The sequence below is a fragment of the Sphaerochaeta sp. genome (assembly GCA_022482495.1).
In the GTDB taxonomy this organism is placed as follows: domain Bacteria; phylum Spirochaetota; class Spirochaetia; order Sphaerochaetales; family Sphaerochaetaceae; genus RUG023.
The window spans coordinates 137366-160649 of the sequence record JAKVPA010000004.1; the positions used below are offsets into that span (position 1 = coordinate 137366).

A 23284-nucleotide genomic window follows, 5' to 3' on the forward strand; every position below is an offset into this window, starting at 1 on the left:
TCCTTCAGGCAATCTTGAAGAACATCGTGATATGGGTATGGTCGCCCGCCTTGGTGACGATGTCCAGCTTGTCGGCGTTCTTCTTGATGTTGGGCAGCCCCATGCCAGCCCCGTATCCCAACGCCCTCACTTCATCACTTGCCGTCGACCATCCCTCCTGCATGGCGAGGTTCAGGTCCGGAATTCCCGGTCCGGTGTCGATCACCTGGACCGTCACGCCGGACTCATCCACATCCAGCACCACCTTTCCCCCGTAACTGTGGGCGATGACATTCACCTCCGCCTCGAACGTGGCGACGACGATCCGTTTGATGACCAGGGGGTTGATGCCCAGTTTCTTCAGGATCTGCTTGATGGCGCTTGCCGCCGCACCTGCCACGGAGAAGTCTTTCGCCGGTACCGCATATTCCGCATGCATCTCAATACACCGGCTTCAATCCCGCATTGTACAGAAGCGCGCTGGACTTGAATGCCGAATACGGGGTGCAGGCAAGTGCGATGTCCAGCTCGTTGGCCATCGCGATCATCGTCTGGCTGGGGAACTTGTTCCTGACCAGAAGAATGTTGGCGATGTCACTCATTTCCGCCGTGCGGATGCTCTGGTTGTTGGACAACCCGGTGATGAGCAGGATGTCGTCCTCAAGAAGGGTCAGCACATCGCTCATCAGGTCGCTGGCGAACCCAAGCCGCACCTCCTGGTCAAGGTGGGACTGTCCGCACACCAGTTTCGCTCCGGTAACCTGGATGACTTCACGGAATTTCATGGAAAGAAGTATAGCACGAAACAGAGATGATGTGAGAAAAACAACCGGTCAGTGATACAGGCTGTTCACACCGTTCTTGGAGAGCAGGTCGGTGACGGAAGAGAGATCCATCGCCGTGGTGGCCAGGGAGATGGCGGAAGCCTTGGCCAGGGCGATCATCGCCGCGGTGGGCTGGTGCCCGTCGGTGATCAGAATATCCGGGATGTCGCTCATCAGGGCGGTGCGAACCACCAGAATGCCGCACAGATCGGTGACCATCAAGGCATCAAAGCGGGAAAGCACCAGCACGGAACTCATCATCGATGTGGTGTACTCCAAGGATATCTCCTTCTCAGCGTGGAGATCCCCGGTCAGGGAGGTGCCTTGGACAAGGCGAATGATATCCTTCAGCAACATGACTTCAGCGTATCGTGCATTGGGGTTTTTCGCAACGGTTCCTCAGTGCTTGACGATCTCTTTGATGGCGTGCCCGATCAACATCTTGGTGTATTTCTTCAGCTTGAGTTCCGTGTCCAGTGGCTGGGATCCCCGCTCCCCGAGGAACAGTTCCCCGACGTTGTGGTATTTGGAGAAGATGGCAACGGCATCCGCCTCTCCTTGGCGCTCGTGCCCGTCAATCGCTTCCTGGTCGAAATTCAGCGTCCCGGAGAAGAAATCCCCCAGACTGACCGAAGGAACGATTTCGACGAAGTGGGCGCCGGGAAATGCCGATTTGTCCACGTAGTCCCGCTGCGCCAGATAGACGACGATGAAATTGCGGTAGCCCCGCTCATACAGCGGCCGTACGGGGACGTTGTCCCCCAGGCCTCCATCGAAGAAACTCTCCCCTTCCATTTCCACCGGGGTGTAGACCAGCGGGATGGCACTGGTGGCCGTCAGGATCTGGACGCCGTCGGTGCGGGAAAGATGGTTCAGCAGAAACGTGTACGGCCGTTGGGTCCTGCTGCCCCAGCAGGTGGCGTAACACTTCACCGGGCTGTGTTCCAGCACGGGGTCGGTCAGGGCGGTGAGGATCATCTTCTCCAGCCGCTGTCGGCTGAACAGGCTCATCTGCGTTCTCGTCGGTCCAAGCCATTTCCCTTCACCCTGTCTGCCCGGCCTGAGCGCGGGGAGTTCCACTTTGATCTGTTCCCGGAGTGTGCGGAGGGCTTCCTTGTCGAAATACAGGATGTCGTCCTTGGAGATATGTCCCCACATCTCGTTCGCCTTTTCCAGGCTTCCATAGCCATACAGACATCCGTTCATCGCGCCGATGGATGTTCCGCTCACCGCGGTGATGTAGGTTTCCAGACCGAATTCCCGGATTGCTTTCCATACGCCGATCTGGTAGGCGCCTTTGGCGCCACCCCCGGCAAACACCAATCCGATATCCCGCACCGTTTCCATGATTGTTACCTTAGCGAAAACAAAAAAGGAAAACAAGGTTGCCGGTCATTTCCTTTTTTCCTATCTTGGAAGAAGAAGGAGTAACGAGCATGATCTTTTTGCAAACGCTTGCATCGTATTATCTGACAAGATATTGTTACGTCACCGCTTCGATGAACAAATCAAAAGTGACCCGTTTCCTGTTGATCCTTGCCAATGCGGCCGTCGTCTCGATGATCTGGTCCAAGCAGGTTCTTTCCCTGGTTTCATAATCCGTCAGATCTGACGGAGGGAAGGAGCCGGCTCAGACGTCGGAATCCTCGTACGGTTCCTCTTCCTCGTCCTCATCAGGGCCATCTCCGTACGACGAATCGTCTTTTTCCCCATCATCGTCATCATCATCCACCGGGTCGTCATCCACCGCGTCCCCGTCATCCTCACGGTTCATCTTCTGGAATGCCGAGTCCATCTGTTTCTCATGCTGGACTTCCCGGATGATCTCATCAATGTTCGCCTCGGTGTACGTCTCCCAATTGCTCTCGTCCTCATCCAGCAGGTCATCGGTCAATTGGTCGACCACCATGTCGACGTATTTGGGATTCCCGTCGTAGGCAAGGGCGTCCTTTGTCCGTTTTTTTGCTGCTTCAATGATCTTCCAATAGGTCTCCGAGGCCATGACGTTCTGACGTTTCTTCTCTTTGTCCGACAAGCCTTCTGGTTCCTGGTAATGGCAGTTCTCCTGTTTCATCACGGAAAGCGGGATGACGGAGTTTGATTGCCGGGCGCGATTGACCGTACAGAACGGTGTGCTTCCCAGCGTCACGTAGTATTTGCAAAGCCTTCCCTTGCAGAACGGTGGCAGTTTGATGCTCATATGGTTCTCCCCACAAAATCGAAATACCATGCTTGGGGGTTGTTGTCAACAACGGACACGCGAATCCCTTACCGGTTTTTTCTGTTCGTTTGGACACTTTTGCTTTATACTGGGGGCATCCGGAGGTTCCCATGGAGTACATCGGCGCATTGGACCAAGGTACGACCAGTACCCGTTTCATCCTGTTCGACCAGCAAGGAGAGATTGTCGCAAGCCACCAGGTGGAGCATCGGCAGATCTATCCACAGCCGGGATGGGTGGAGCACGATCCCTACGAGATCTGGGCCAACGCCTGTACCTGCATTTCTGCCACGCTTCAGTCGTCCGGAGTGCCCAAAAGCGCCCTGCGGGGCATCGGCATCACCAACCAGCGGGAGACGATCATCGCTTGGAACCCCCACAACGGCAACGTCTATCACAACGCCATCGTCTGGCAGGACCTTCGTGGCAGCCAGATCGTCAAGGACGTGGAGAAAAAGGTGTCCGTCGAGTGGATGCAGAAAAAGACAGGGCTGCGCATCAGCCCGTATTTCTCCGCGTCCAAGATTGTCTGGCTTCTGAGGAATGTGCCGGGTCTCAAGGTGGCGGCCCAGAAAGGGGAGGTGGTGTTCGGTACGGTGGACAGCTGGTTGATCTGGAACCTCACCGGGGGAAAGACGTTGGTCACCGACGTGACCAACGCGTCCCGCACCATGCTGATGAACATTGATACGCTGGGTTGGGACGATGAACTGCTGGACCTGTTCGGCGTTCCCCGCCGTGCGCTTCCCCAGATCGTGCCTTCCTGCGGAGTGGTGTACGGAAAAACCATTCTGGACGGGCCCTGCATGGGGGAAGTGCCGGTATGCGGGACGTTGGGGGACCAGCAGGCCGCGTTGTTCGGACAGGCCTGCTTCACCGAAGGGATGGGCAAGAGCACCTATGGGACAGGGTGCTTCCTGTTGGTGAACACCGGGGAGAAGAAAGTCACCTCCAAGATGGGGTTGATCACCACCGTCGCCTATCAGATGGCGGGACAGAAACCCCGCTATGCGTTGGAAGGCTCCATCGCCGTGGCCGGTTCGCTGGTGCAGTGGGCCCGGGACAATCTGAAGATCGTCTCCTCCCCCCAGGAGTTGGACCAGCTTGCCATGTCCGTGCCGGATTGCGGCGGGGTGTACATCGTCCCGGCCTTCTCCGGTCTGTTCGCCCCGTACTGGCGCAGTGACGCCCGCGGTGTCATCGCCGGCCTTACCGGATATGTGACCCGTGCCCACCTGTGCCGGGCAATCCTGGAGGCTACGGCATTCCAGGTCAACGACATCTTCGAGGCGATGGAAATGGACAGCGGCATCAAGATGCGGACGCTGAAGGTGGATGGGGGGCTGACCAACAGTACTCCGTTGATGGAGTTCCAGTCCAACCTGTTGGCAATCCCTGTGATTCGTCCTAAGATAGTGGAAACTACGGCGCTGGGCGCTGCGTATGCCGCGGGCTTGTCCGTCGGGGTGTTCCAGGACTTCACCCAACTGCAGAAGCAATGGCAGGAAGAGCGGAGATGGGAACCGAAGATGGATGATGCGAACCGACAGCGGAAGATCCGGTTGTGGCGGAAAGCGGTGAGCCGGACGCTGGGCTGGAAGAGTGGAGACACACCGTAAGGGAAGGGAGAGTGGCCCGATGGGTTTGACGATGAGTTCGCCGATGGACTACGTGAAGATGGTGCTCCAGGTGGGATTCCTGGCATGGGTCTTCTACCAGTTCTATGAGGCGGTGGTGCAGACGAAAGCGCAGCAGATCGTCCGGGTGATCGTAACGTATGCGGCGCTGTATGCCGTCAGTTACACGCTCCGGCTTTCCGTCCTGACATGGGTGTTGCGGGGCGTTTTCATTCCGTTGTGGGTGTTCATCTGCATTATCTACCAACCGGAAATCCGCCGTGCGTTCTCCCAGCTGTGGAGCGGGCACGGACGGCTTTTCCACCTTGGTGGCCAGACGACCACCAGCGACCAGCTGGACAGCGTGCTGAACGCCTGCAACGTGCTGGTCAACAAGAAACGAGGCGCGTTGATCGTCTTCCCCCGGAGAATGGGCATCAAGAACATCATTGATACCGGCACACGGATGGACGCGGATATCTCCACCTCTTTGATCCTCACCGTGTTTGACCATGACACGCCGCTTCATGACGGTGCCATGGTGATCGAGGATGGACGGATCGTCGCTTCCGGGTGTTATCTGCCCCTCTCCGAGCAGACGGACATCCGCAAGTCGTTCGGTACCCGGCACCGTGCCGCCTTGGGCTTGGCGGAGGAATCGGATGCCGTGGTGATCGTCGTCTCCGAGGAGACCGGCGCCATTTCCTTGGCGTACAACGCGAACCTGTACTACGACATGGATGATGCGACGATCAAACGGCTGGTGATGGCGCTGTTCAGCTATCATGACATCACGCCGGATGAACTGCAGCAGGAGGGTGGCGATGATCAGGCGGAATAAGGTGCTTCAGACCATCACGTACAACTGGGCGGCGAAAATCTGCGCCCTGATCCTTGCGTTGCTCCTGTATCTGTTCGGCGCGTATTCCAATCTGGATACCCGGATCGTCAACATCCCGGTGGATGTGAAACTTCCGACCAATGTGCTGGCGGGTTCCACGCTCCCCAGCACCGTGCAGGTCAGTATCCGCGGGGATGACGATGTGATTTATCTGGTCGACCCGACCTACATTACGGCGACCGTTGACTTCTCCTACGTCCAGGGGCCGGGAATCGCCATTTCCTCGGTCAAGCTGGGGTATAACCAAGAGGTGTTCATCAACGGTGGCATCACCCTTGAGGCGGAGCCGTCCAGTTTCCGTGTGTTGTTCGTAGAGGCGAACGGGGAGGGAACATGATTGAGGGAATCGGTATTGATGTGGTGAACATCGACCGGATGGCCAAGCTGTCCAGCGGGGCGCTCTCCCGGCTGTTCCATTCGGATGAATTGGCTACGGCACTCTCCATCTCGTCCGGGGTGTCCTCGGCGCGTAACCAGTACCTTGCCGGGCGGTACGCCGCCAAGGAAGCGTTGGGAAAGGCGTTGGGATGTGGCTTGCTCGGCCTCTCTCCGGTGGATATCAACACGGCCAATGACGCCAACGGAAGACCGTACATCACCGTGTACGGGGAAGTGAAACACATGGTAGGGGAAAAGAAGATTCTTCTTTCCATCTCCCACGACAATCCGGTGGCCATCGCCGTTGTCCTGCTCCAGGACGGCTCTGATGGCCCGCAGTGACTGGAAGCGTCCGGCGTTGCAGCCGCTTCCTCCGGGGATGCGGCGGATCCGGATGACGGTAAGCTATGATGGCGCTCATTACCAGGGGTGGCAGACCCAGCACAATGGGGTGAGCGTCCAGCAGAAGCTGGAGGAAGCGCTCCTTGCCATGCTGGGAACCCCTGTCTCCGTCCAAGGGAGCGGCCGGACGGACAGCGGAGTGCATGCCATCGGGCAGGTGTGCCATGTGGACATCACCTCCGCCGTTCCGGCCAAGGCGTTCCGTCCTCGGTTGAACAGCCTGCTGCCTGCGGATATCCGGGTGATGGATGCCGCGGAAGTGGATGGTACATTCCATGCCCGGTTCACCACGATGGCGCGGGAGTACACCTATTTCATCAAGCGGATCGATCAGATGACGGCGTTCGATGGCGGTCATGTCTGGGCGCTGAAGGAACTTCCCCCGCTTGGGCTGTTGCAAGAGTACGCCGGGTGTATCGCGGGGACGCATGATTTCACCACGTTCTGCAGCAGCAAGGACGAGTGTCCTTCCAAGGCGCGGGACATCTATGAAAGCGGGTGGACGATGATGAAGGATCCCTTCGGCTATGACCTCCTCCGCTACCGCATCACCGGCAACGCGTTCTTGTACCACATGGTGCGGTCCCTGGTCGGTACAATGGTGGAGTTTGCCCTGCAACAACGGCCGGTGGAAGCGTTTCAGGCGGCGTTGGATGCCAAGGACCGCTCGCAATGCGGCAGGACGGCCAGCCCGCATGGCCTGTACCTGACCAGGATCAGTTATGATCCTGAGGAATACCAATGGTTTGAGGATGCTCATGGAAACGAATGAACGGGAAGCATTGATGCGGCAGTTCTCTGATCTGTGCGACCAGGCGAAAGCGGTGGTCGGCGGAGGGCCGTACGTCCACACCGAGCTGGATTTCCACCAGGCGGCGGTCCGCCTGTCTTCGCCTCCGGCCGATCCATGGAAGGAAGTGCAGGAACAGGTTGCTGTTTGCAGAAAATGCCGCCTCTGTGAAGAGCGGCACCATACCGTCTTCGGGGAAGGGGTGCTCCATCCGCTGGTGATGGTCATCGGGGAAGGGCCGGGAGCGGAGGAAGATGCAAGCGGACGCCCGTTTGTCGGGCGTGGGGGACAGTATCTGGACAAATGGCTGGCGCCCATCGGCTTGTCCCGGGATACCAACGTCTACATCGCTAATGTGGTCAAATGCAGGCCTCCGCAGAACCGTACGCCGGAACCGGATGAGATTGAGGCGTGCCTGCCGTACCTGAAACGGCAAATCGAACTGGTCCAGCCGAAACTGATTCTTCTCTCCGGATCCACGGCAGCCCATGCCATACTTCGTCGTCCTGAAGGCGTTGGAAAACTGCGTGGGCAGACGTTTGACTATGAAGGGATTCCTGTCGTGGTGACCTATCATCCCGCAGGGGTGCTGCGCAATCCTGAGTATCGCAGGCCGGTATGGGAGGATATGAAGCGGATCGCCCATATGCTGGATCTTCCGATTTTAGGGAAGAAGTGATGTACGCCACGGTACTGTTGGACAGACCCTTGAAGCAGGGGTTTCTCTATGCCATTGCGGATGACCAGACGGTGGAGGTCGGCATGCGTGTCCGTGTGCCATTCAGCCACACCGAATTGACCGGGTACGTGGTGGAGGTGCAAGAGCAGGCTGATCCCACACTGAAAATCCTTCCCATCAAGCGGGTCATCGACAAGGAGCCGGTGTTCGGACAGAACGAGATCGACCTTGCCCAGTGGATGAGCAGGTTTTACCTCTGCAGCGCCGGTGAGGCCATCAGCCTGATGATCCCCGGAGGAAAACGGGACAGCGGCATGCCGCCTTTGGATGTCGAGGAAGATCCATTGACCGACCGGGTGGAGACGCTGACGACGGAACAGGAAGCGGCGGTGGAGCGGATCAATTCGCATGACGCGCCGATGTACTACCTGTACGGCGTGACGGGTAGCGGCAAGAGCGAGGTGTTCCTCCGTGCCGCCGAGGCGGTGATCGCCCAGGGGCGTCAGGTGATCTACCTGGTTCCGGAGATCACGCTGACCCACCAGCTTGCCAGGCTGGTGACCCGTCGGTTCCATGACCGGGTGGCCATTTTGCACAGCGCGTTGACGGAGAGTCAGCGGATGACCCAGTGGAGACGGATCAAAAGCGGCGAAGTGGATCTGGTCATCGGGGCACGGAGCGCCGTCTTCGCCCCGGCGGACAAGCTGGGGATGATCATCATTGATGAGGAACATGAGAACAGCTACAAGGCTGACCAGACGCCGCGCTATCACGCCCGTCAGGTTGCCCAGTGGCGGTGCCATCATCAGAAGGCGACGTTGGTGATGGGGTCGGCCACCCCTTCCCTGGAGGCGTGGAAGCTTGCCCAGGATGGAAAAATGCCACTGCTCATTTTGCCGCGCCGGGTGGCGGGAGGAACGCTGCCCCGCATCCAGGTGGTGGACATGAAGGGAAAGGAAGGGGTGCTCAGCGATGAGCTGAAAGACCAGATGCGCCAGGTGCTCGGGGAAGGAAAGCAGGTGGTGTTGTTCCTCAACCGGCGTGGGTTCTCCTACTATTTCCACTGCCGCAGTTGCGGCTATGAAATGCGCTGTCCCCACTGTTCCGTCTCCCTTACCTATCACAAGGACAAGAACGAGATGGTTTGCCATTACTGCGGCTACCATACCCGGCCGATTCATGTCTGCCCGGAATGCCACTCACTGGATGTCGGCTACAGCGGTTTCGGAACAGAGATGGTGGAGGACGCGGTGAAGGCGCAGTTTCCGATGGCGTCGATCTCCCGGCTGGATGCCGACACCGTGGTGGACAAGAAAACGATGGGGCCGGTGCTGGAGGCGTTCCGGCAGGGACAGACGGATATTCTGTTGGGGACACAGATGGTGGCCAAAGGATTGAACTTTCCTGGGGTGGAGCTGGTGGGCATCGTACTCGCTGACAGCGGGATGAACATCCCTGATTTCCGGAGCCAGGAGCGGACGTTTTCCTTATTGACCCAGGTCTCCGGACGGGCCGGGCGGTACAACGACAAAGGACGGGTGGTCATCCAGACGTATCATCCGGACAACGCCGCCATCATCGCCGCCCAAAAGGGGGATCTGGAAGGATTTTACCGGATGGAGCTGGAGAACCGGGAGATGACGGGGTTCCCACCGTACAGCAGACTGGTCAACCTGGTGGTGCGGGGACACCGCGAGGCGACGGTGATTCATGCCTGTGACGAGCTTGCCCAGGTGATCGAATCTCTGATCCCCACCATCCCGTCCAAGGGGTCGCTCCAGCTGATGTGCAACGGGGAGTGCCCCATCGAGAAGAAACGGGAGTATTTCCGCTACCACCTGCTTCTGGAGAGCCAGGATCCCTCGGCGGTGCAGGTGCTTGCCGCCCGGGCCCTTTCCCAATACAAGCCTCCCCGTGGCATTTACATCGAGGTGGACATCGATCCCCTGCAGATGCTGTAGGGCGTTCCGTTGACCGCCTGATTCTCTCTTGGTATCATTGATGGCATGTTGGATATCATTACCTTAGGCGATGAGGTGCTGAAAGAGAAATGCACCCCGGTGGAAACGTTCGACAATGCCCTGCGCATGTTGGTGGACGCCATGTTCGAGACGCTGGTTGAAGCGGACGGCGTGGGATTGGCCGCCCCGCAGGTCGGCGTGCTGAAACGGCTGTTCGTCATTGAAATACGGGACGAGGTGAAACAGGTGTTCATCAATCCCCAGATCATCCAGACGTCGGTGGAGACCTGCGTGATGGAGGAGGGATGCCTCTCCATTCCGGGAATCTGGCACGACATCACCCGGCCGGAGAAGATCACCGTGCAGGCGCAGGATGTGGACGGCAAACCGTTCACCGTCACGGCCGGCGGGCTGTATGCCCGGGCCATCCAGCATGAGTATGACCACCTCAACGGGGTGTTGTTCATCGACCATCTGGACAAGGCGGAGGAAGAGAAGGTCGTCGAAAGCTATCAGCGCAAGCATCGCAAGGACAAGAAGAAAAGAAAGGTGTGACGTGAGAATATTGTTCGCAGGCACTCCTCAGATCGCCGTCCCCACGCTGGCCGCCCTGGCCGCACGGTATACCGTGGCCGGGGTGCTGACCAGCCCGGACAAACCAGGCAAACGTGGGAAGACGTTGGTGCCTTCGGCGGTCAAACAGGAGGCGCTGGCGTTGGGGCTTCCCGTGTTCCAGCCGGAACATCTCAGGGGGGAGGAGCGGCGTGTCATCTCATCGTGGGGATGCGACACGTTGGTCTGTTTCGCCTACGGCAAGCTGTTCGGCCCCAAATTTCTTTCGTTGTTCCCCTACGCCGCGCTGAACATCCATCCGTCCCTGCTTCCCGCGCTCCGCGGTCCCGCGCCGATCCAGAACGCCATTCTCCGGATGTTGCCGGAAACCGGCATCACCATCCAGACGCTGGCGTTGGAGATGGATGCCGGGGATATCGTGGCGCAGACGCATATTCCGCTTCAGGGGGATGAGACGACCGAGTCGTTGTCCCAAGCCGTATCCCGGCTGGCGGCGGATCTGGCCGTCACCACGCTGGCTTCCCCGCTGCACCCCCACCCCCAGGAAGGACCGGTGAGCGTCACCCGTCTGGTGGAACGGGAGGATGGCCTGATCGATTGGAACAACAGCGCCCGGGCGATCAACGCACAGGTGCGGGCCTTGTTTCCGTGGCCCAAAGCATATACCAGCTATCAGGGACGCACGCTGTTTCTTTGTGGAGTGTATCCCGACTGGATGATGCCCGTCCCCCAAGGCGTTGCTCCGGGAACGGTGTTCGCAAAAGACAAAACCAAAGGACTGGGTATCGCCACCGGGGAAGGAATCCTCTGGGTGACCCGGCTGCAGCGGCAGCAGAAAAACGAAATGGACGCCGCTTCGTTCGTCAACGGGGATGCCGCGATCGTGGGATCCCGTCTGGGAGGTCCTACCGAATGAAACGCGCCCTTGTGACGCTTCTTGTTCTGCTGTTGGCCGCTTCCGTGTTCGGAGCGGGAGGAAAAGTGGCGGTGGTGCTCTCCGGTGGAGGAGCCCGAGGATTCGCCGAGCTTGCCGTCTTCGAAAAGATGGAGGAATATGGCATCCCGGTGGACATGGTGCTGGGTACCAGCATGGGTGCTTTGCTGGGGAGTCTGTACAGCGTGGGCTACACGCCAGGGGAGATTGATGCGCTGGTGAGGAGCTACGACCTTACCAATATCCTGCTGCAGGCGCCGGTTGAGGATCCCTTTCCGTTGCCCTCGGCGTTCGCCCCTCGCCGTGACAACATCTTCACGTTGGGCTTTTCCAAGGATGGGATCGGAAGCTCCCCCGGAGTGCTGGGGGACCAGAAACTGCTCGCCCTGCTCAATGAATTATATGCCAATGTGGAAGGCATCACCAATTTCGACCAGCTTCCCGTACCGTTCCGCGCTGTGGCGACGGACGCCATCTCCGGAGAGCGGATCGTCTATGACCATGGCTCGCTGGTGACGGCGGTGCGTTCTTCCATTTCGCTTCCCATGGTGTTTGCGCCATATCCTCAGGATGACGGAAGCCTGGCGATGGATGGTGGTCTGACGGACAATCTTCCCATTGAGCTGGCCAAGGAGCTTGGCGCGGACTTCATCGTCGCCATGGACGTCAACGCGTTGCAACGGCTAACGCCCAAAGAGATGAATACGTTCAGCGCCGTCGCCATCCAAAGTCTGGTGTTGGTTACCCAGACCAATTCGCTTTCCCAGTACGAATACGCCGACATCCTGTTGTTCCCCGAGGTAGGGGATGTCGGGACGCTTGCCTTTGACCGGTACGAGTACATCCTGCAGAAAGGCCGTGATATCTGCGATGCCCATGACGAGGCGTTCCGCAATCTTGCCAAGGAGGTGGAGGCGGCAGGGAGAACGCTGGAGGTCAAGGATCCGCAACGTACCGGTTCGTACGTCACCATCGCTCCCCGGACGGTGGAAAAGGTGGTGGTGCGGAATCGTTCCACTACGACAACAGAACAAGCCCCGACCGAAGCGAACTTCCAGAACTTCATCGGAAAATCGTTTGATGACCAGGAGCGGAAGGAATTGACCGCCTATCTGGACCGGATACGGGTCAGCTACCAACTCTCTTCCATCACGTACAACGTGACGATGGGGTCGGATTCCCAGCATATCGTCCTGAACATCGAATACCACACCTTTGAGGTGCCGCAATATCGGTTGACCTTGGGAAGCTGGTCCAGCGCAGGAGTTTCCAACAATACCCCGGGCGGGGTGGGGTGGTTCCTGTTTGACGCCATGCTCAATCTGGATCTCACCAGCCTGACTGAAAAGGGACTGAATGTGCGATTGTGGTTCCACCAGGAGAATGCAAGTGCGTTGGGAGCGAGCGTCACCCTGCCGTTCTTCTCCAAGGGCGGACAGTCGTTTGGAATGCATTCTTCCGTGGAGCTGAAGTACGGCGGCCTTTCCTTGAAGACAAACTATGCCTATGGAAATCGGTATGCGTCGTTGGACCAAGGGGTGGACATCAAAACCGGTGCCAATTACCGGTATGCGGATATTCTTGGGGTTGATCTGGACGGCGGGCTCCAGTGGGTGTATGTCAACCAAAGTGGATCGCATCTGTTCATGCCGTATCTGTCCGTCGGTATGGTGATGGATACTGCCAGAGAGAAAGCGTTCACCCGTAAAGGCATCCGTTTGGATGTCTTGGCTTCTTATGGGTGGGGTGGAGAAGGAACCAATCGGTATCAGTCACGCGTCTCCATCCGTCAAGACGTCGTCCTGAAGCCGGAACACCAAGGGCTTCGGTGGGCCCTGTCGGCAAACCATATGCGGATGCAACCGGAATTAAGCGCTTCGTACGTGGATATTGGCGGTCTGTGCGGCATCCCCGGCTACAGTCTGGCGACGTTCCGGCAGGATTCGTTGACAGCTTCCGTTTCCTGGCATCTTCGCCTGGGGACGATATTCGGCAGTCCGTTCTTCATTGTCGAATCCCTTTCCGGTGGTCTGTTCAATCCGGAGGATCCGTTCCAGGATTCCGTGCTTTCTTCCGGAGTGTTTTCGTCAGGAATCGATTGGGATGTTGGAGCGTTCAGCGGGGTGGCGTTCGAGACGCCGCTGGGCAACTACGGCGTTGGACTGGGGCTTTCCGTGAAAGGCAAGTTCTCCCTGGTCATTGGAGTGTATGATTGAGCGACGGTCCGTTCTCCTCGTATGGCTCCTGGTTGGAGGAGACCTACGGATGCCGGGTGTACCGGATCGGTGTGGATGGACTGTTCTCTTGTCCGAACCGCAATCCGGATGGAAGCGGGGGCTGCATCTACTGCGATGGGACGGGAAGCAAGGCGGCGTATCTCCGTCCGGAAGGAAAGCTGGCCCACAGCGACGCGTTTGACGCGTCGGCAAGCACGGTGGTGTTGTGGCGTCGCGTCCCGCTTGAAGAGCGGATCGCTTCCATCCGAAGCCAGATCCTCAGGGGAAACGCGTTTGTCCGCCGCCGCTACCATGCAGAGAACGTATCATTGTACTTCCAGGCATGGACCAATACCTACGGGACGGTGGACGAATTGAAGGCGGTGTACGATGCGGCGCTGGATGTCATGCCGTTCTGTGAACTTATCGTATCCACCCGCCCGGATCAGATCGATGACGAAAAGGCGGCGCTTCTCGCTTCGTATCGGAACAAGGTTTCCCGCGTCTGGGTGGAGTTGGGACTGCAGAGCGGAAATGACGCGACGCTTTCCCGGATCCATCGGGGGCACACCGTCGCCCAGTATCTGCAGGCGGCCCGGCTCCTCCATTCCTATGGTCTTTCCGTCTGCACCCATGTGATCCTCGGGCTTCCCGGAGAAGGGTTCCCGGAGTATCTGAAGACGGCGCGCGTTGTCAGCCAGGCTGACAGTGAGGCGGTGAAGATCCATAACCTGGATATCTGTGGGGGCACAATGCTGTACGACCAGTTTCTTCAGGGGGAGGTTGCCGTGGCTTCGGCGGCCCGGCACTTGGAGGCGACGGAACTTTTTCTTCGCCATATCCCTCCCCAAATGGTGGTGGAACGCTTCGTCTGCGAGACGCCGTCCCATCGCCTGGCTGCGCCACGGCAGTTCATCAGCAAGAATGCGTTTGTCGACGCGCTTCGCGCCAAAATGGAGGAAGATCATACCGTCCAAGGAGATTGTTGTGGATAAGGTCGTCAGGAGTGTCGGAATCGGTTTGACGGTCATCGTCGTCCTGTTGATCATCCTGTTTTCATTGGAGGATTCCTCCTCCGTGCCGTCCATTTCCTGGATTCCGTTCGCTGACAAAGGCTCCCATGCCGTGGCGTACTGCGCCTTGGGCTTTTCCATTGGTATGTGGAGGACGCGGGGATGGAAGGGCTTTGCGGTTTCCTTGGTGTGCGTCGTGGCGTTTGGGGTGTTGCTTGAGTTGGTGCAGCCTCAGTTTGGCCGGTATCTGGAACTGGCCGATGTGGCCGCCGATGCGATCGGAGGGGCCACCGGGCTGGGCTTGATGGCTGCCGTACGGCGGTTGTTCCTTCATTTCTGATCTTTTTACTGGACGTTCGTGCGTTTCAGCGATACCATGACCAATGAAACAACCGATCAACGTCCGCGTGGCATGGGGTGACGCCGGACCGTAGCGGATTGATGGAGACGTATGCGAAGATTGTTTGCGTATGGGTTGCTGTACCCCATGTGTTTGTTGGCGTTGCTTGCATCCTGCCACAAACAGGAAACAAAAACGAGTGCTGCCGTTACGGTGGAGAAAACCACCATCACGCAGGTGACGACGCCGGCTGCCCCCGCCCCGTCGGATGACGCGGCAACGGGCTTCAACGCCATCTCACAGTTGCAGAAACCGACCACACTCACCGATGAGTTCAGCTACACCTATGGATACATGTTGTTCCTCACGTTGAAGAACCAGTTCTCCAATCTGGATGGTTCCTATTTTGCCCGAGGCGCGGTGGATGCCGTAAGTGGCTCTGCGTTCTTCACCCAGGAAGAGATGACGGCGATCCTCAAGCAGGTGCAGGAACGGATGCTCGCCCAGGCCAACGAGGAACAGAAACAACAGGCAGAAAAGAATCTTGCCGCGTCCACGGCATTCCTGGAGTCCAACAAAACGGCTGATGGGGTGGTCGCATTGGACAACGGGGTGCAGTACAAAGTGATTTCCCCGGGTGATGCCAGTTGCCCGTTGATTACGGAAGATGATGTGGTGACGGTCAACTATTCCGTCTCGTTGATCGATGGATCGGTGGTGGAAAGCACCTGGAGACGGGGACACACCGAAACGGTCAAAGTGTCGGACATCACGGAGGACATCGTCAAACAGGGATTGGAGATGATGCGGCCAGGCGGGCACTACCTGCTATGGATTCCTCCGGAATTGGCGTATGGCGCGCAGGGCAATGGGGTGATCGGTCCCAATCAAGCATTGGTCATTGAGATTGAGATCGTGGCGGTAGCAATGCCAATACCTCCGTCAAATTCTTGATCACGTAGGTCGGTCGCTGAACTTTCGGAATGGTTTCTCCCTCCTGATTCAGCCAGACGGTGTCAATGCCAGCGGCATTCCCGCCTGCGATGTCGCTGGAAAGGCTGTCACCGATCATCAGGCAGGATTTTCGGTCGGGGCCGCCGATGCGGCGGAGCATTTCATCAAAGAATCTCCGGTCCGGTTTCTGGAAACCCAGATCCTCGCTGACGAAGGCACCGTCCAGATAGGAGAGCAGATCACACGCCTGGTACCGTCCCCTCTGGACGAAGGCGATGCCGTTGGAAGCAAGGTACAGCACGTATCCGCGCTTCCGGAGTTCCGTAAGCAAAGGCTTCGTCTGGGGGTACGGGATCCCTTGGCGCGACAGTTCCTGGAGAAACCGGTCGCTTGCTGCCTGAGGCGAGACGGCGCATCCTACCAACGGAAGAAATCTTCGGAACCGCTCGGCACGGAGTTCCTGCTGGTCGAGCTTTCCCTGCTCCAGTTCTTTCCAACATTGCTGATTGAGGGTATGATACAGGGGATACGAACCGGCGTCGATGCCAAAATCCTGACAGAGCGCTTGGAACGCCAAGAGTTCGCCTTGGTCAAAATCAAGCAGGGTGTTGTCGCAGTCGAACAGCAGATAGGTGTACATAGAGGATAGTTTCGCCAAAAGAGCTCATCCTGTACAGTACCGGTTTCGTAGCGAAGGAGAGATTCATGTCGGAACGGTCATTTTTGAAGAAACATTTGGTGGTAACCATGACTCTTGGCGTCTTGTTGGTGATCTTCGGCATCGCCATGCTGACGACCGGAGGCCGGTTGTTCGTCATTCTGATGGGTATCGGCTTGGTGTTCAGCGGTCTGTCCACCTTGGAGGTGCTCTTCTCCCTCAGCCGGGATCTGAAGGAATCCCAGGTGAAATTCGCCGGCAAGGCACGGACGCTGGCCATCGTCAAATCCTTGGTCTCCATCCTGTTGGGCATCGTCGCCATCCTGTACAGCAAGGAAAGCCTGAAGGTGTTGATGTATCTGATGGGTGCCCAAATGGCGGTCTCCGCCCTGATTGGATTGTACGATGCCATCATCGTCAAACGGACGACCGGGTTCCCCGTTTCCAGTCTGGTGACGGATGCCGTCTTCGCGCTGATCATCGCCGTCGTCCTGTTTGTCTTCCCTTCCGGAACCGGAAAATTGATCGCAGCGGTCATCGCCTGCATTTTGGTCGTCTCCGGGCTGGCGCTGTTCTTCTGGGCGTTCCGTGTCCGGAAGCTGGACAAAGAGTTTTTGGCGACCAACGTCGAAGTGCTTGACGAGAAGAAGTGATCAGGCCTGTTCCATCCTCAGCCCGTCATTGATGACGTTCAGCGTCATGATGGCGGCGCTCCGGACGGAATCATCCGAGGCTTTTGCGACCAGGTAATCCACGGCAAGTGGCTGGATCGTCTTGAACGGAACACCGCAGCCGGAAAGGAACGCCGACACCTCGTCTTTCTCTTTCCCTGCGACCATCATGGAGAATGCCGTTTCGATGGCTTGGTTGGGGGAGATCACCGGTGTCGCTGGTGAAGCATCCTTGGCCTGTTCCTGCTCCTCCACGTGTACCGGATGGTGTTCCCGGTAGTGACCGAATAAATCTTTGGCTTTTTCAATGGCAGTGATGTGTGAGGTGTGTCCTGCAAACGTCACCGAATCCCCGACTTTCTTTCCCAGGATTTCCTTTCCCAGCGGGGAAGCGATGCTGATGATGTTCGCTTCCGGCATGTCATCCCACTCTCCGGCCAACGTAATGCCGCTCTTCGATCCATCCTCAGCCTGAAGCGTCACATGGGTGCCGAAACCTGCCACGTCGGTGTGGATCGCTTCCTCAAACACTACGGCGACGTTCTTGATCCGTTCGGCGATTTCCCGTTGACGGGCGTACAGCTGGGCCAGTTTTAGTTTGGCTGCGTCGTATTCGCTGTTCTCCCGAAGGTCGCCTTTCTCCCGTGCGATGCTCTTCTCCCGGGTTGTCTCGGGAATCTGTTTGTCCGTGATGTCCCTCAGCTCCGCCCGGTTGGCGTCAAACGCTTCCTTCGTGCAGTACAGCGTCCCCGTGTAGTGGGTCCGTGTGTCTTTCCGTACCATTCCCATGCGCATACCGTACACCTCTGAAGGGGTAGTATCATATTTGGAACATCCCTGTACAGAGGGGGCTCAGGGGATCAGATAGCTTGCCAGCACTCCCATACGGGCGTATCCGTCTTTTTCTACGGAAGCCGGTCCCAGCGTGATGACGCTGGAAGAAAGCGGCAGCACCCGTTTGGCGAACAGGTAGTCGGTGCGTTCCTTCAGGGTCTGTTCGATCAAGGTATCCCCCGCGTCGGTGGCTTCACTGAAATGAGTCTGGCGGTAGGTGTCCAGGTACCCGCCGTTCAGTACGGCATCGGCCAACGGCCAGCTGTAGTCAAGCCTGCGGTAATCCACCGGGCTTAACGTGCTCCAGTCGCTGGTCGCAGGTTCATACAGCGACGCGCCTACGACGGACGCTTCCGAAGGACTGTCTTTGGAAAGCAGGTCCTTGATGGTGGAGAGTCGCTTCTCCTTGTCCGCGTTGACGCTGGCTTTCCAGTCTCCGCCGGCAAGGAAGGTCTTGAAAACGGTATATTCCGGCATTTCGGCCACGGCGAGCCGGACGGTACGCTGGGAATCGATCTTCAGGCGCACGCCCCAGGCGTCTGGATCCCCGGAAAGCTCGTAGTCGCTGATCACCGCGCCCATTTCCGTAAACACCGCGCTGCGGTTGATCGTTTTGGCCAGCAGGTAGACGTTCTCCTTGCTGCCGGTCACCAGCAAGATCTGGGCGTTGATGTCCGCCACCGAGCCGGCAATCTCGGAGATTTCGTTTTCCGAGTAGGAGACCTTGGCCGAGGGGGATGAGCAGCACGTTGATTCTGTCCGTAATACCGCTTTGCAGGGGCGTTCCTGTCCGATACACCTTGGGATACGAAAGGGACGCAAGAGGGTGGCAGGGTGGCGCGTTCCGCCTGAGCCTGAGTCTGGGCTTCCTTCTCCTTGGTTTCTTTGGATGTGTAGGAAGCGAGAGCGTGCCTGCAGGGTGACCAGATCGTTGGTCATCGTGGCGATCCTGCTTTCGTAGAAGGCGATGCGTGAGGCTTGGTCTCCGTTCGTGGCGGTAAGCTGTTCGTTCTGCGTTTTCAGGGCGGCATTCTCTTCGGTAAGGGACGCGTTTGTCGTCCGGAGGGTGGAGACCTCCTTGGCCGTGGCGGAGAGGTCGGTGTTCAACGCCTTCAGCGTGGTGTTTTCATTCTTCAGCGAGGTGTTCTCCGTCTGGAGGGTGGTGATCACCTTGTCCTTGTCCACCGGAACTTCCGGCTCACGGGTGAGGATGGTGTAGTTGGTCACCGTGGTGGACGGCGCTTCCGGTTGGATTCTCTTCAGCCCCTCCTGCCCGGTGTAATGGGCGCAGGAGAACAAAAAGAGGGTGCAGAGGAGGAACAGGACAATGTGCTTCTTCATACAACTCCTAAAACTTGAACAAGGCTTCCGCCTTCGCTTTGGCGGCTTTGGGATCTTTCCGGCTTTGGGACCCGCCGTCCCCGAACTGGAAACTGTCGCAGTAGTTCTCTTCTTCCTTGTCCGGCTGCTCTTCCTCCACACCTTCATGGCAATCGTGGTATGCCCCGGGTTCATAGTAGGTGCAGTTCACGCAGGAATGCAGCGGCATGTGGCATTTCTCACATAATGTTTCCGGGCCGATGAACAGGTCGTCATCGATCGGAGCATGGCAGAAATGACAGGTTCTCATGGTATCAGAAGGAAAGCTTCCCCCCCAGTTCGGCCATTTCGCCGTCTTGATACGTCTGTTTGTGAAATCCAAAGCTCTGCCCGTCATTGAAGTAACGGGGGATCACATGGATGTGCAGGTGGGGTACTTCCTGGCCGCTTGCCTTGCCGTTGTTGATCAAAATATTGGTGCCGTCGCACTTCAGTATCTTTCGTTCCATCGCGTCCACCTGCTTGGCGACTTCCATCATGTGGGAAAGTGTTGCGGCAGGACAGTCGGAGAAAGTCGGATACGGATGTTTCGCGATGACCAACGCGTGGCCCTTTTCAACCGGGTTGATGTCCAGGATGACGATGCACTGGTCATCCTCATGGAGTTTGACCGATGGGATCTCCCCATCGATGATGCGGGAAAACACCGTTTTTTCCATACGTTCACCTCAGTTTGTATTCTATAACCAATGGCGGGGAACCTCAAGCGGAAACCTCTCTTTGCGGAGAGCGATGGAAGGCGCAGATGCGAAAAAAACAGGAAACCTTGGGGGATTGTGCGTCAAGTGTTTATCACGCATACAGTTTGCAGCTCCACGTCTTGCATAAACCGACCAAATTGTTCTATTATCACTTCGGTTCACCCGCTGGGTGGCATTTTTTGCAGTCGGCCGCACCCACGGCGGCACGCAATCAAGGAAATGAGCTTTTGTATTCTATATTTTGAGAGAGGAAAACAGTATGGTTGACCTGCAACACATGAGGAACATTGGTATTTCAGCCCACATTGACTCGGGCAAAACTACGCTTTCGGAACGTATCCTCTACTACTGCAATAAGATTCATGCGATCCACGATGTCCATGGCAAAGACGGTGTCGGCGCCACGATGGACTTCATGGATCTGGAACGGGAACGGGGCATCACCATCCAGAGCGCCGCGACGAACGTGCAATGGAAGAGCGATGAGATCAACATCATCGACACTCCGGGACACGTCGACTTCACCATTGAGGTGGAACGCGCCCTTCGTGTGCTTGACGGCGCCATTCTGGTGCTGGATTCCGTCGCTGGTGTGCAGAGTCAGTCCATCACCGTCGACCGTCAGATGAAGCGGTACCACGTACCCCGGCTTGCGTTCGTCAACAAGTGTGACCGTGCCGGTGCGAACCCGTACCGTGTCAAGCAGCATTTGATCGAGAAACTCGGCTTGAACGCCGTGTTGATGCAGATCCCCATCGGGCTTGAGGACAAGCTGGAAGGCGTGGTCGACCTGGTGGAGATGAAAGCCTATTACTTCGATTCCGGTGCCGATGGCATTCATGCCCGTGCGGCGGAGATTCCCGCCGAACTGGTGGATGAGGCGCAGAAGAAGCGTGAGGAGATGCTGGATGGCGTCTCGTTGTGCAGCGATGAGCTGATGGAAGCGATGCTGGAAGAGAAGGTTACGCCGGAGATCATCAAAAAGGCGGTCCGCAAGGCGACCATCGCCCTGCAGCTCTGCCCTGTCTTCATGGGTTCCGCGTACAAGAACAAAGGCATCGAGCCGCTTCTCGACGCTGTAGTGGATTACCTGCCGGATCCCACCCAGGTCACCAACAAGGCTCTTGATCTTGATAACCACGAGCAGGAAGTGATTCTGAAGGCGGACGAGGATATGCCGCCGGTCGCTCTGGCGTTCAAGCTGGAAGACGGGCAGTATGGCCAGCTGACCTACATCCGTGTGTACCAGGGGAAGATCAAGAAGGGCGATGAGTTGTACAACAGCCGCGCCAAGCGGAAGTTCCGCATCGGCCGTCTGATCAAGATGCACGCCGACAAGATGGAAGATCTGGACGAAGCCGGTTGTGGTGAGATCGCCGCGTTGTTTGGTATCGAATGTGCCAGTGGTGATACGTTCTGCGATCCGAAGCTGAACTACTCCATGACCAGTATGTACGTTCCTGATCCGGTCATCGAGCTGGCCATCACGCCGGTGGACAAGAAGTCCGGCGACAACATGGGCAAGGCGCTGAACCGCTTCCTCAAGGAAGACCCGACGTTCCACAGCTATGTGGATCCGGAGAGTGGCCAGACGATCATCGCCGGTATGGGTGAGTTGCACTTGGACGTGTACATCGAACGGATGAAACGTGAGTACAACGCCATCGTCACCACCGGGCAGCCTCAGGTTGCCTATCGTGAGGCGATCACCCAGCGGGCTGAGTTCAACTACACGCACAAGAAGCAGACCGGTGGTAGCGGCCAGTATGCCCGGGTTGCCGGATACATGGAGCCGATCCCTGATCCCGCCGAAGGTGAGGAGCGGAAGGATTACGAGTTCGTCGATGAGATCAAGGGCGGCGCGATTCCCAACGAATACATCCCGTCCTGCGACAAAGGTTTCCAGAAGGCCATGGAGAAGGGCACGCAGATCGGATTCCCCATCATGGGAGTGCGCTGTGTGATCAACGATGGTGCCTGGCACCCGGTCGACTCTTCCGACATCGCGTTCCAGACCGCTGCGATCGGCGCGTTCCGTGAAGGATACGAGAAAGCCAAACCGTGCATCATGGAACCGATCATGAAGGTTGAGATGACCGCGCCGACGGAGTATCAGGGCAACATGTTCGCCGCCATCAACCAGCGCCGTGGCGTGATCATCAGTTCCACTGAGGATCACAACATGAGCACCGTTGACGCCGAAGTGCCGCTCGCCGAAATGTTCGGCTTCTCCACTGTGCTTCGCTCCCTTACCCAAGGGAAAGGAGAGTTCACCATGGAGCTCGCCAAGTACGGCAAGGTGCCTGTCAGTGTCGCGGAAGAGCTGAAGAAAAAGTTCCAGGACGAGAAGAAAGCCGCCCAGAAACAGAAATAAGCAGTTCTCTGATGGTCAAAAAGCCGCATTGGATCTTCCAGTGCGGCTTTCCTTTTGTCCAGACGTACGCTTTTATTTGGAAGAGCTGAGCAATCATGGTATACTAGAGGTGTAACAGGTTCTATCCATTGAATGGAGGTAAGCGCACATGGAGATCCAAGAGTTGAACGCATTGAGCCCACTGAGAGTCTTCGACGAGTCAATCGGAGGAGGTCTCGGACGTGGGAATCTCGGAGTTCTGGTTTCACGGAGGGGCGTCGGAAAGACGGCGTGCCTGGTGCATTTGGCCACCGACAAGTTGCTTCGCGGGGAGCATGTGATTCATGTTTCCTTCAACGGCAACGTCGAACATGTGATCAACTGGTACAAGGAAGTGTTCCGTGAAGTGTCGGAAGGCAGAAGCCTTGATGACGCTGCAGCGGTATACAACAACATTCTTTCCAATCGTGTGGTGATGAACTTCAGTCAGGACGATGTTCCGGTCGCAAAGGTACTGTCCAGTCTGGAGACGTTGATCAAACACGGTTCGTTCAAGGCTGATGCGGTCCTGTTTGATGGATACAAGCTGACCATCGCCGCGGAAGAGGATGTGCAGGCGATCAAACAATTCGCCAAGGATATGAATCTGGAAGTGTGGTTCAGTGTCTCGCCGGTTCGCCCGGATGTGGTGATCGACGAATATGGCATTCCCAGCACCATGCAGAAGTACGTCAGGCTGATCGACGTCCTGATCGGTCTGAAGTATGATGACAAGAAAGACAAAGTCATCATGACCTGCGTGCGCAAGGGCGGGGAGGATCTGTCCAAGCCAATGGGTGTGGACCTGGATCCCAAGACAATGCTTATCTCGCAGTAACGGAAACCGGGGGCCGCAGTGATGCGGCC

At 57.4% G+C, this 23284-nt stretch carries 27 protein-coding genes; 17 read left to right on the top strand and 10 right to left on the bottom strand.

Annotated elements, in window-relative coordinates; genetic code table 11:
• Positions 1-4 precede the first annotated feature (4 nt).
• The 4 genes from LKE28_06060 to LKE28_06075 are packed head-to-tail and all read right to left on the bottom strand — an operon-like array spanning position 5 to position 2150.
• Entirely contained in the window at positions 5-418 is a 414-nt protein-coding gene (locus LKE28_06060) for an ATP-binding protein (protein ID MCH3907804.1), read from the bottom strand.
• Position 419: 1 nt separating this feature from the next.
• Positions 420-764 carry a DRTGG domain-containing protein gene (locus LKE28_06065; GenBank protein MCH3907805.1) on the bottom strand — a complete coding sequence of 115 codons (345 nt, stop codon included), beginning with the start codon at positions 762-764 and terminating at the stop codon, positions 420-422.
• A gap of 48 nt (positions 765-812) precedes the next feature.
• Entirely contained in the window at positions 813-1160 is a 348-nt protein-coding gene (locus tag LKE28_06070; protein MCH3907806.1) for a hypothetical protein, read from the bottom strand.
• Between the two features lie 42 nt (positions 1161-1202).
• Entirely contained in the window at positions 1203-2150 is a 948-nt protein-coding gene (locus LKE28_06075; protein MCH3907807.1) for a patatin-like phospholipase family protein, read from the bottom strand.
• 89 nt (positions 2151-2239) lie between these two features.
• Here LKE28_06075 and LKE28_06080 point away from each other — a divergent pair, with 89 nt between their 5' ends.
• Positions 2240-2401: a hypothetical protein gene (locus LKE28_06080; GenBank protein ID MCH3907808.1), complete on the top strand. Its 162-nt coding sequence runs from the start codon at positions 2240-2242 to the stop codon at positions 2399-2401.
• Between the two features lie 32 nt (positions 2402-2433).
• Here LKE28_06080 and LKE28_06085 read toward each other — a convergent pair whose 3' ends face one another.
• The gene (locus LKE28_06085; GenBank protein ID MCH3907809.1) at positions 2434-3003 is read right to left on the bottom strand and encodes a hypothetical protein; all 570 of its coding nucleotides are present in this window, start codon (positions 3001-3003) and stop codon (positions 2434-2436) included.
• A gap of 131 nt (positions 3004-3134) precedes the next feature.
• On the opposite strand from LKE28_06085, the gene glpK reads away from it, so the two are divergent.
• The 13 genes from glpK (at position 3135) to LKE28_06150 (ending at position 15781) form a co-directional block, all read left to right on the top strand.
• Positions 3135-4643 (top strand): glycerol kinase GlpK, encoded by a 1509-nt coding sequence (gene glpK / locus LKE28_06090; protein MCH3907810.1) that lies wholly within the window; start codon positions 3135-3137, stop codon positions 4641-4643.
• 19 nt (positions 4644-4662) lie between these two features.
• Entirely contained in the window at positions 4663-5481 is an 819-nt protein-coding gene (cdaA, locus tag LKE28_06095; protein MCH3907811.1) for a diadenylate cyclase CdaA, read from the top strand.
• Positions 5465-5878: a hypothetical protein gene (locus LKE28_06100; GenBank protein MCH3907812.1), complete on the top strand. Its 414-nt coding sequence runs from the start codon at positions 5465-5467 to the stop codon at positions 5876-5878. The genes cdaA and LKE28_06100 overlap by 17 nt, the downstream gene beginning before the upstream one ends.
• Positions 5875-6261, top strand: a complete 387-nt coding sequence (gene acpS, locus LKE28_06105) for a holo-ACP synthase (protein ID MCH3907813.1) — start codon at positions 5875-5877, stop codon at positions 6259-6261. Before LKE28_06100 ends, acpS begins: the two co-directional genes overlap by 4 nt.
• Positions 6248-7093 carry a tRNA pseudouridine(38-40) synthase TruA gene (truA, locus tag LKE28_06110; protein ID MCH3907814.1) on the top strand — a complete coding sequence of 282 codons (846 nt, stop codon included), beginning with the start codon at positions 6248-6250 and terminating at the stop codon, positions 7091-7093. Before acpS ends, truA begins: the two co-directional genes overlap by 14 nt.
• A complete protein-coding gene (locus tag LKE28_06115; GenBank protein ID MCH3907815.1) occupies positions 7080-7790 on the top strand; it encodes a uracil-DNA glycosylase in 711 nt (236 codons plus the stop codon). The genes truA and LKE28_06115 overlap by 14 nt, the downstream gene beginning before the upstream one ends.
• Positions 7790-9751, top strand: coding sequence for a primosomal protein N' (gene priA, locus LKE28_06120; protein MCH3907816.1), 1962 nt, complete (start codon positions 7790-7792; stop codon positions 9749-9751). Before LKE28_06115 ends, priA begins: the two co-directional genes overlap by 1 nt.
• Positions 9752-9796: 45 nt before the next feature.
• Positions 9797-10306, top strand: coding sequence for a peptide deformylase (def, locus tag LKE28_06125; protein ID MCH3907817.1), 510 nt, complete (start codon positions 9797-9799; stop codon positions 10304-10306).
• Between the two features lies 1 nt (position 10307).
• Complete coding sequence (fmt, locus tag LKE28_06130) at positions 10308-11240, top strand: methionyl-tRNA formyltransferase (protein MCH3907818.1); 933 nt, start codon at positions 10308-10310, stop codon at positions 11238-11240.
• Positions 11237-13474, top strand: a complete 2238-nt coding sequence (locus LKE28_06135) for a patatin-like phospholipase family protein (protein MCH3907819.1) — start codon at positions 11237-11239, stop codon at positions 13472-13474. Before fmt ends, LKE28_06135 begins: the two co-directional genes overlap by 4 nt.
• On the top strand, positions 13471-14469 hold the full coding sequence (locus LKE28_06140) for a TIGR01212 family radical SAM protein (protein ID MCH3907820.1): 999 nt from the start codon (positions 13471-13473) through the stop codon (positions 14467-14469). The genes LKE28_06135 and LKE28_06140 overlap by 4 nt, the downstream gene beginning before the upstream one ends.
• Complete coding sequence (locus tag LKE28_06145) at positions 14462-14827, top strand: VanZ family protein (GenBank protein MCH3907821.1); 366 nt, start codon at positions 14462-14464, stop codon at positions 14825-14827. The genes LKE28_06140 and LKE28_06145 overlap by 8 nt, the downstream gene beginning before the upstream one ends.
• A 111-nt stretch (positions 14828-14938) precedes the next feature.
• Entirely contained in the window at positions 14939-15781 is an 843-nt protein-coding gene (locus tag LKE28_06150; GenBank protein ID MCH3907822.1) for an FKBP-type peptidyl-prolyl cis-trans isomerase, read from the top strand.
• On the opposite strand, the gene LKE28_06155 is transcribed toward LKE28_06150, so the two are convergent.
• A complete protein-coding gene (locus LKE28_06155; GenBank protein MCH3907823.1) occupies positions 15726-16421 on the bottom strand; it encodes a YjjG family noncanonical pyrimidine nucleotidase in 696 nt (231 codons plus the stop codon). The two genes, LKE28_06150 and LKE28_06155, sit on opposite strands and share 56 nt — an antisense overlap.
• 65 nt (positions 16422-16486) lie before the next feature.
• On the opposite strand from LKE28_06155, the gene LKE28_06160 reads away from it, so the two are divergent.
• A complete protein-coding gene (locus tag LKE28_06160) occupies positions 16487-17092 on the top strand; it encodes a DUF308 domain-containing protein (protein MCH3907824.1) in 606 nt (201 codons plus the stop codon).
• On the opposite strand, the gene LKE28_06165 is transcribed toward LKE28_06160, so the two are convergent.
• Genes LKE28_06165 through LKE28_06180 form a run of 4 tightly spaced genes read right to left on the bottom strand, consistent with a single transcriptional unit; the run spans position 17093 to position 19983 of the window.
• Complete coding sequence (locus LKE28_06165; GenBank protein MCH3907825.1) at positions 17093-17905, bottom strand: GreA/GreB family elongation factor; 813 nt, start codon at positions 17903-17905, stop codon at positions 17093-17095.
• A 57-nt stretch (positions 17906-17962) separates the two neighbouring features.
• Positions 17963-19285, bottom strand: coding sequence for a hypothetical protein (locus LKE28_06170; protein ID MCH3907826.1), 1323 nt, complete (start codon positions 19283-19285; stop codon positions 17963-17965).
• 7 nt (positions 19286-19292) lie between these two features.
• Positions 19293-19574, bottom strand: a complete 282-nt coding sequence (locus tag LKE28_06175; GenBank protein ID MCH3907827.1) for a hypothetical protein — start codon at positions 19572-19574, stop codon at positions 19293-19295.
• 4 nt (positions 19575-19578) lie between these two features.
• A complete protein-coding gene (locus tag LKE28_06180; protein ID MCH3907828.1) occupies positions 19579-19983 on the bottom strand; it encodes an HIT family protein in 405 nt (134 codons plus the stop codon).
• Positions 19984-20284: 301 nt separating this feature from the next.
• Here LKE28_06180 and fusA point away from each other — a divergent pair, with 301 nt between their 5' ends.
• Both fusA and LKE28_06190 read left to right on the top strand, forming a co-directional pair.
• Positions 20285-22399, top strand: coding sequence for an elongation factor G (gene fusA / locus LKE28_06185; GenBank protein ID MCH3907829.1), 2115 nt, complete (start codon positions 20285-20287; stop codon positions 22397-22399).
• A 148-nt stretch (positions 22400-22547) separates the two neighbouring features.
• Positions 22548-23255: a hypothetical protein gene (locus LKE28_06190; GenBank protein ID MCH3907830.1), complete on the top strand. Its 708-nt coding sequence runs from the start codon at positions 22548-22550 to the stop codon at positions 23253-23255.
• The last annotated feature ends 29 nt before the right edge of the window (positions 23256-23284 follow it).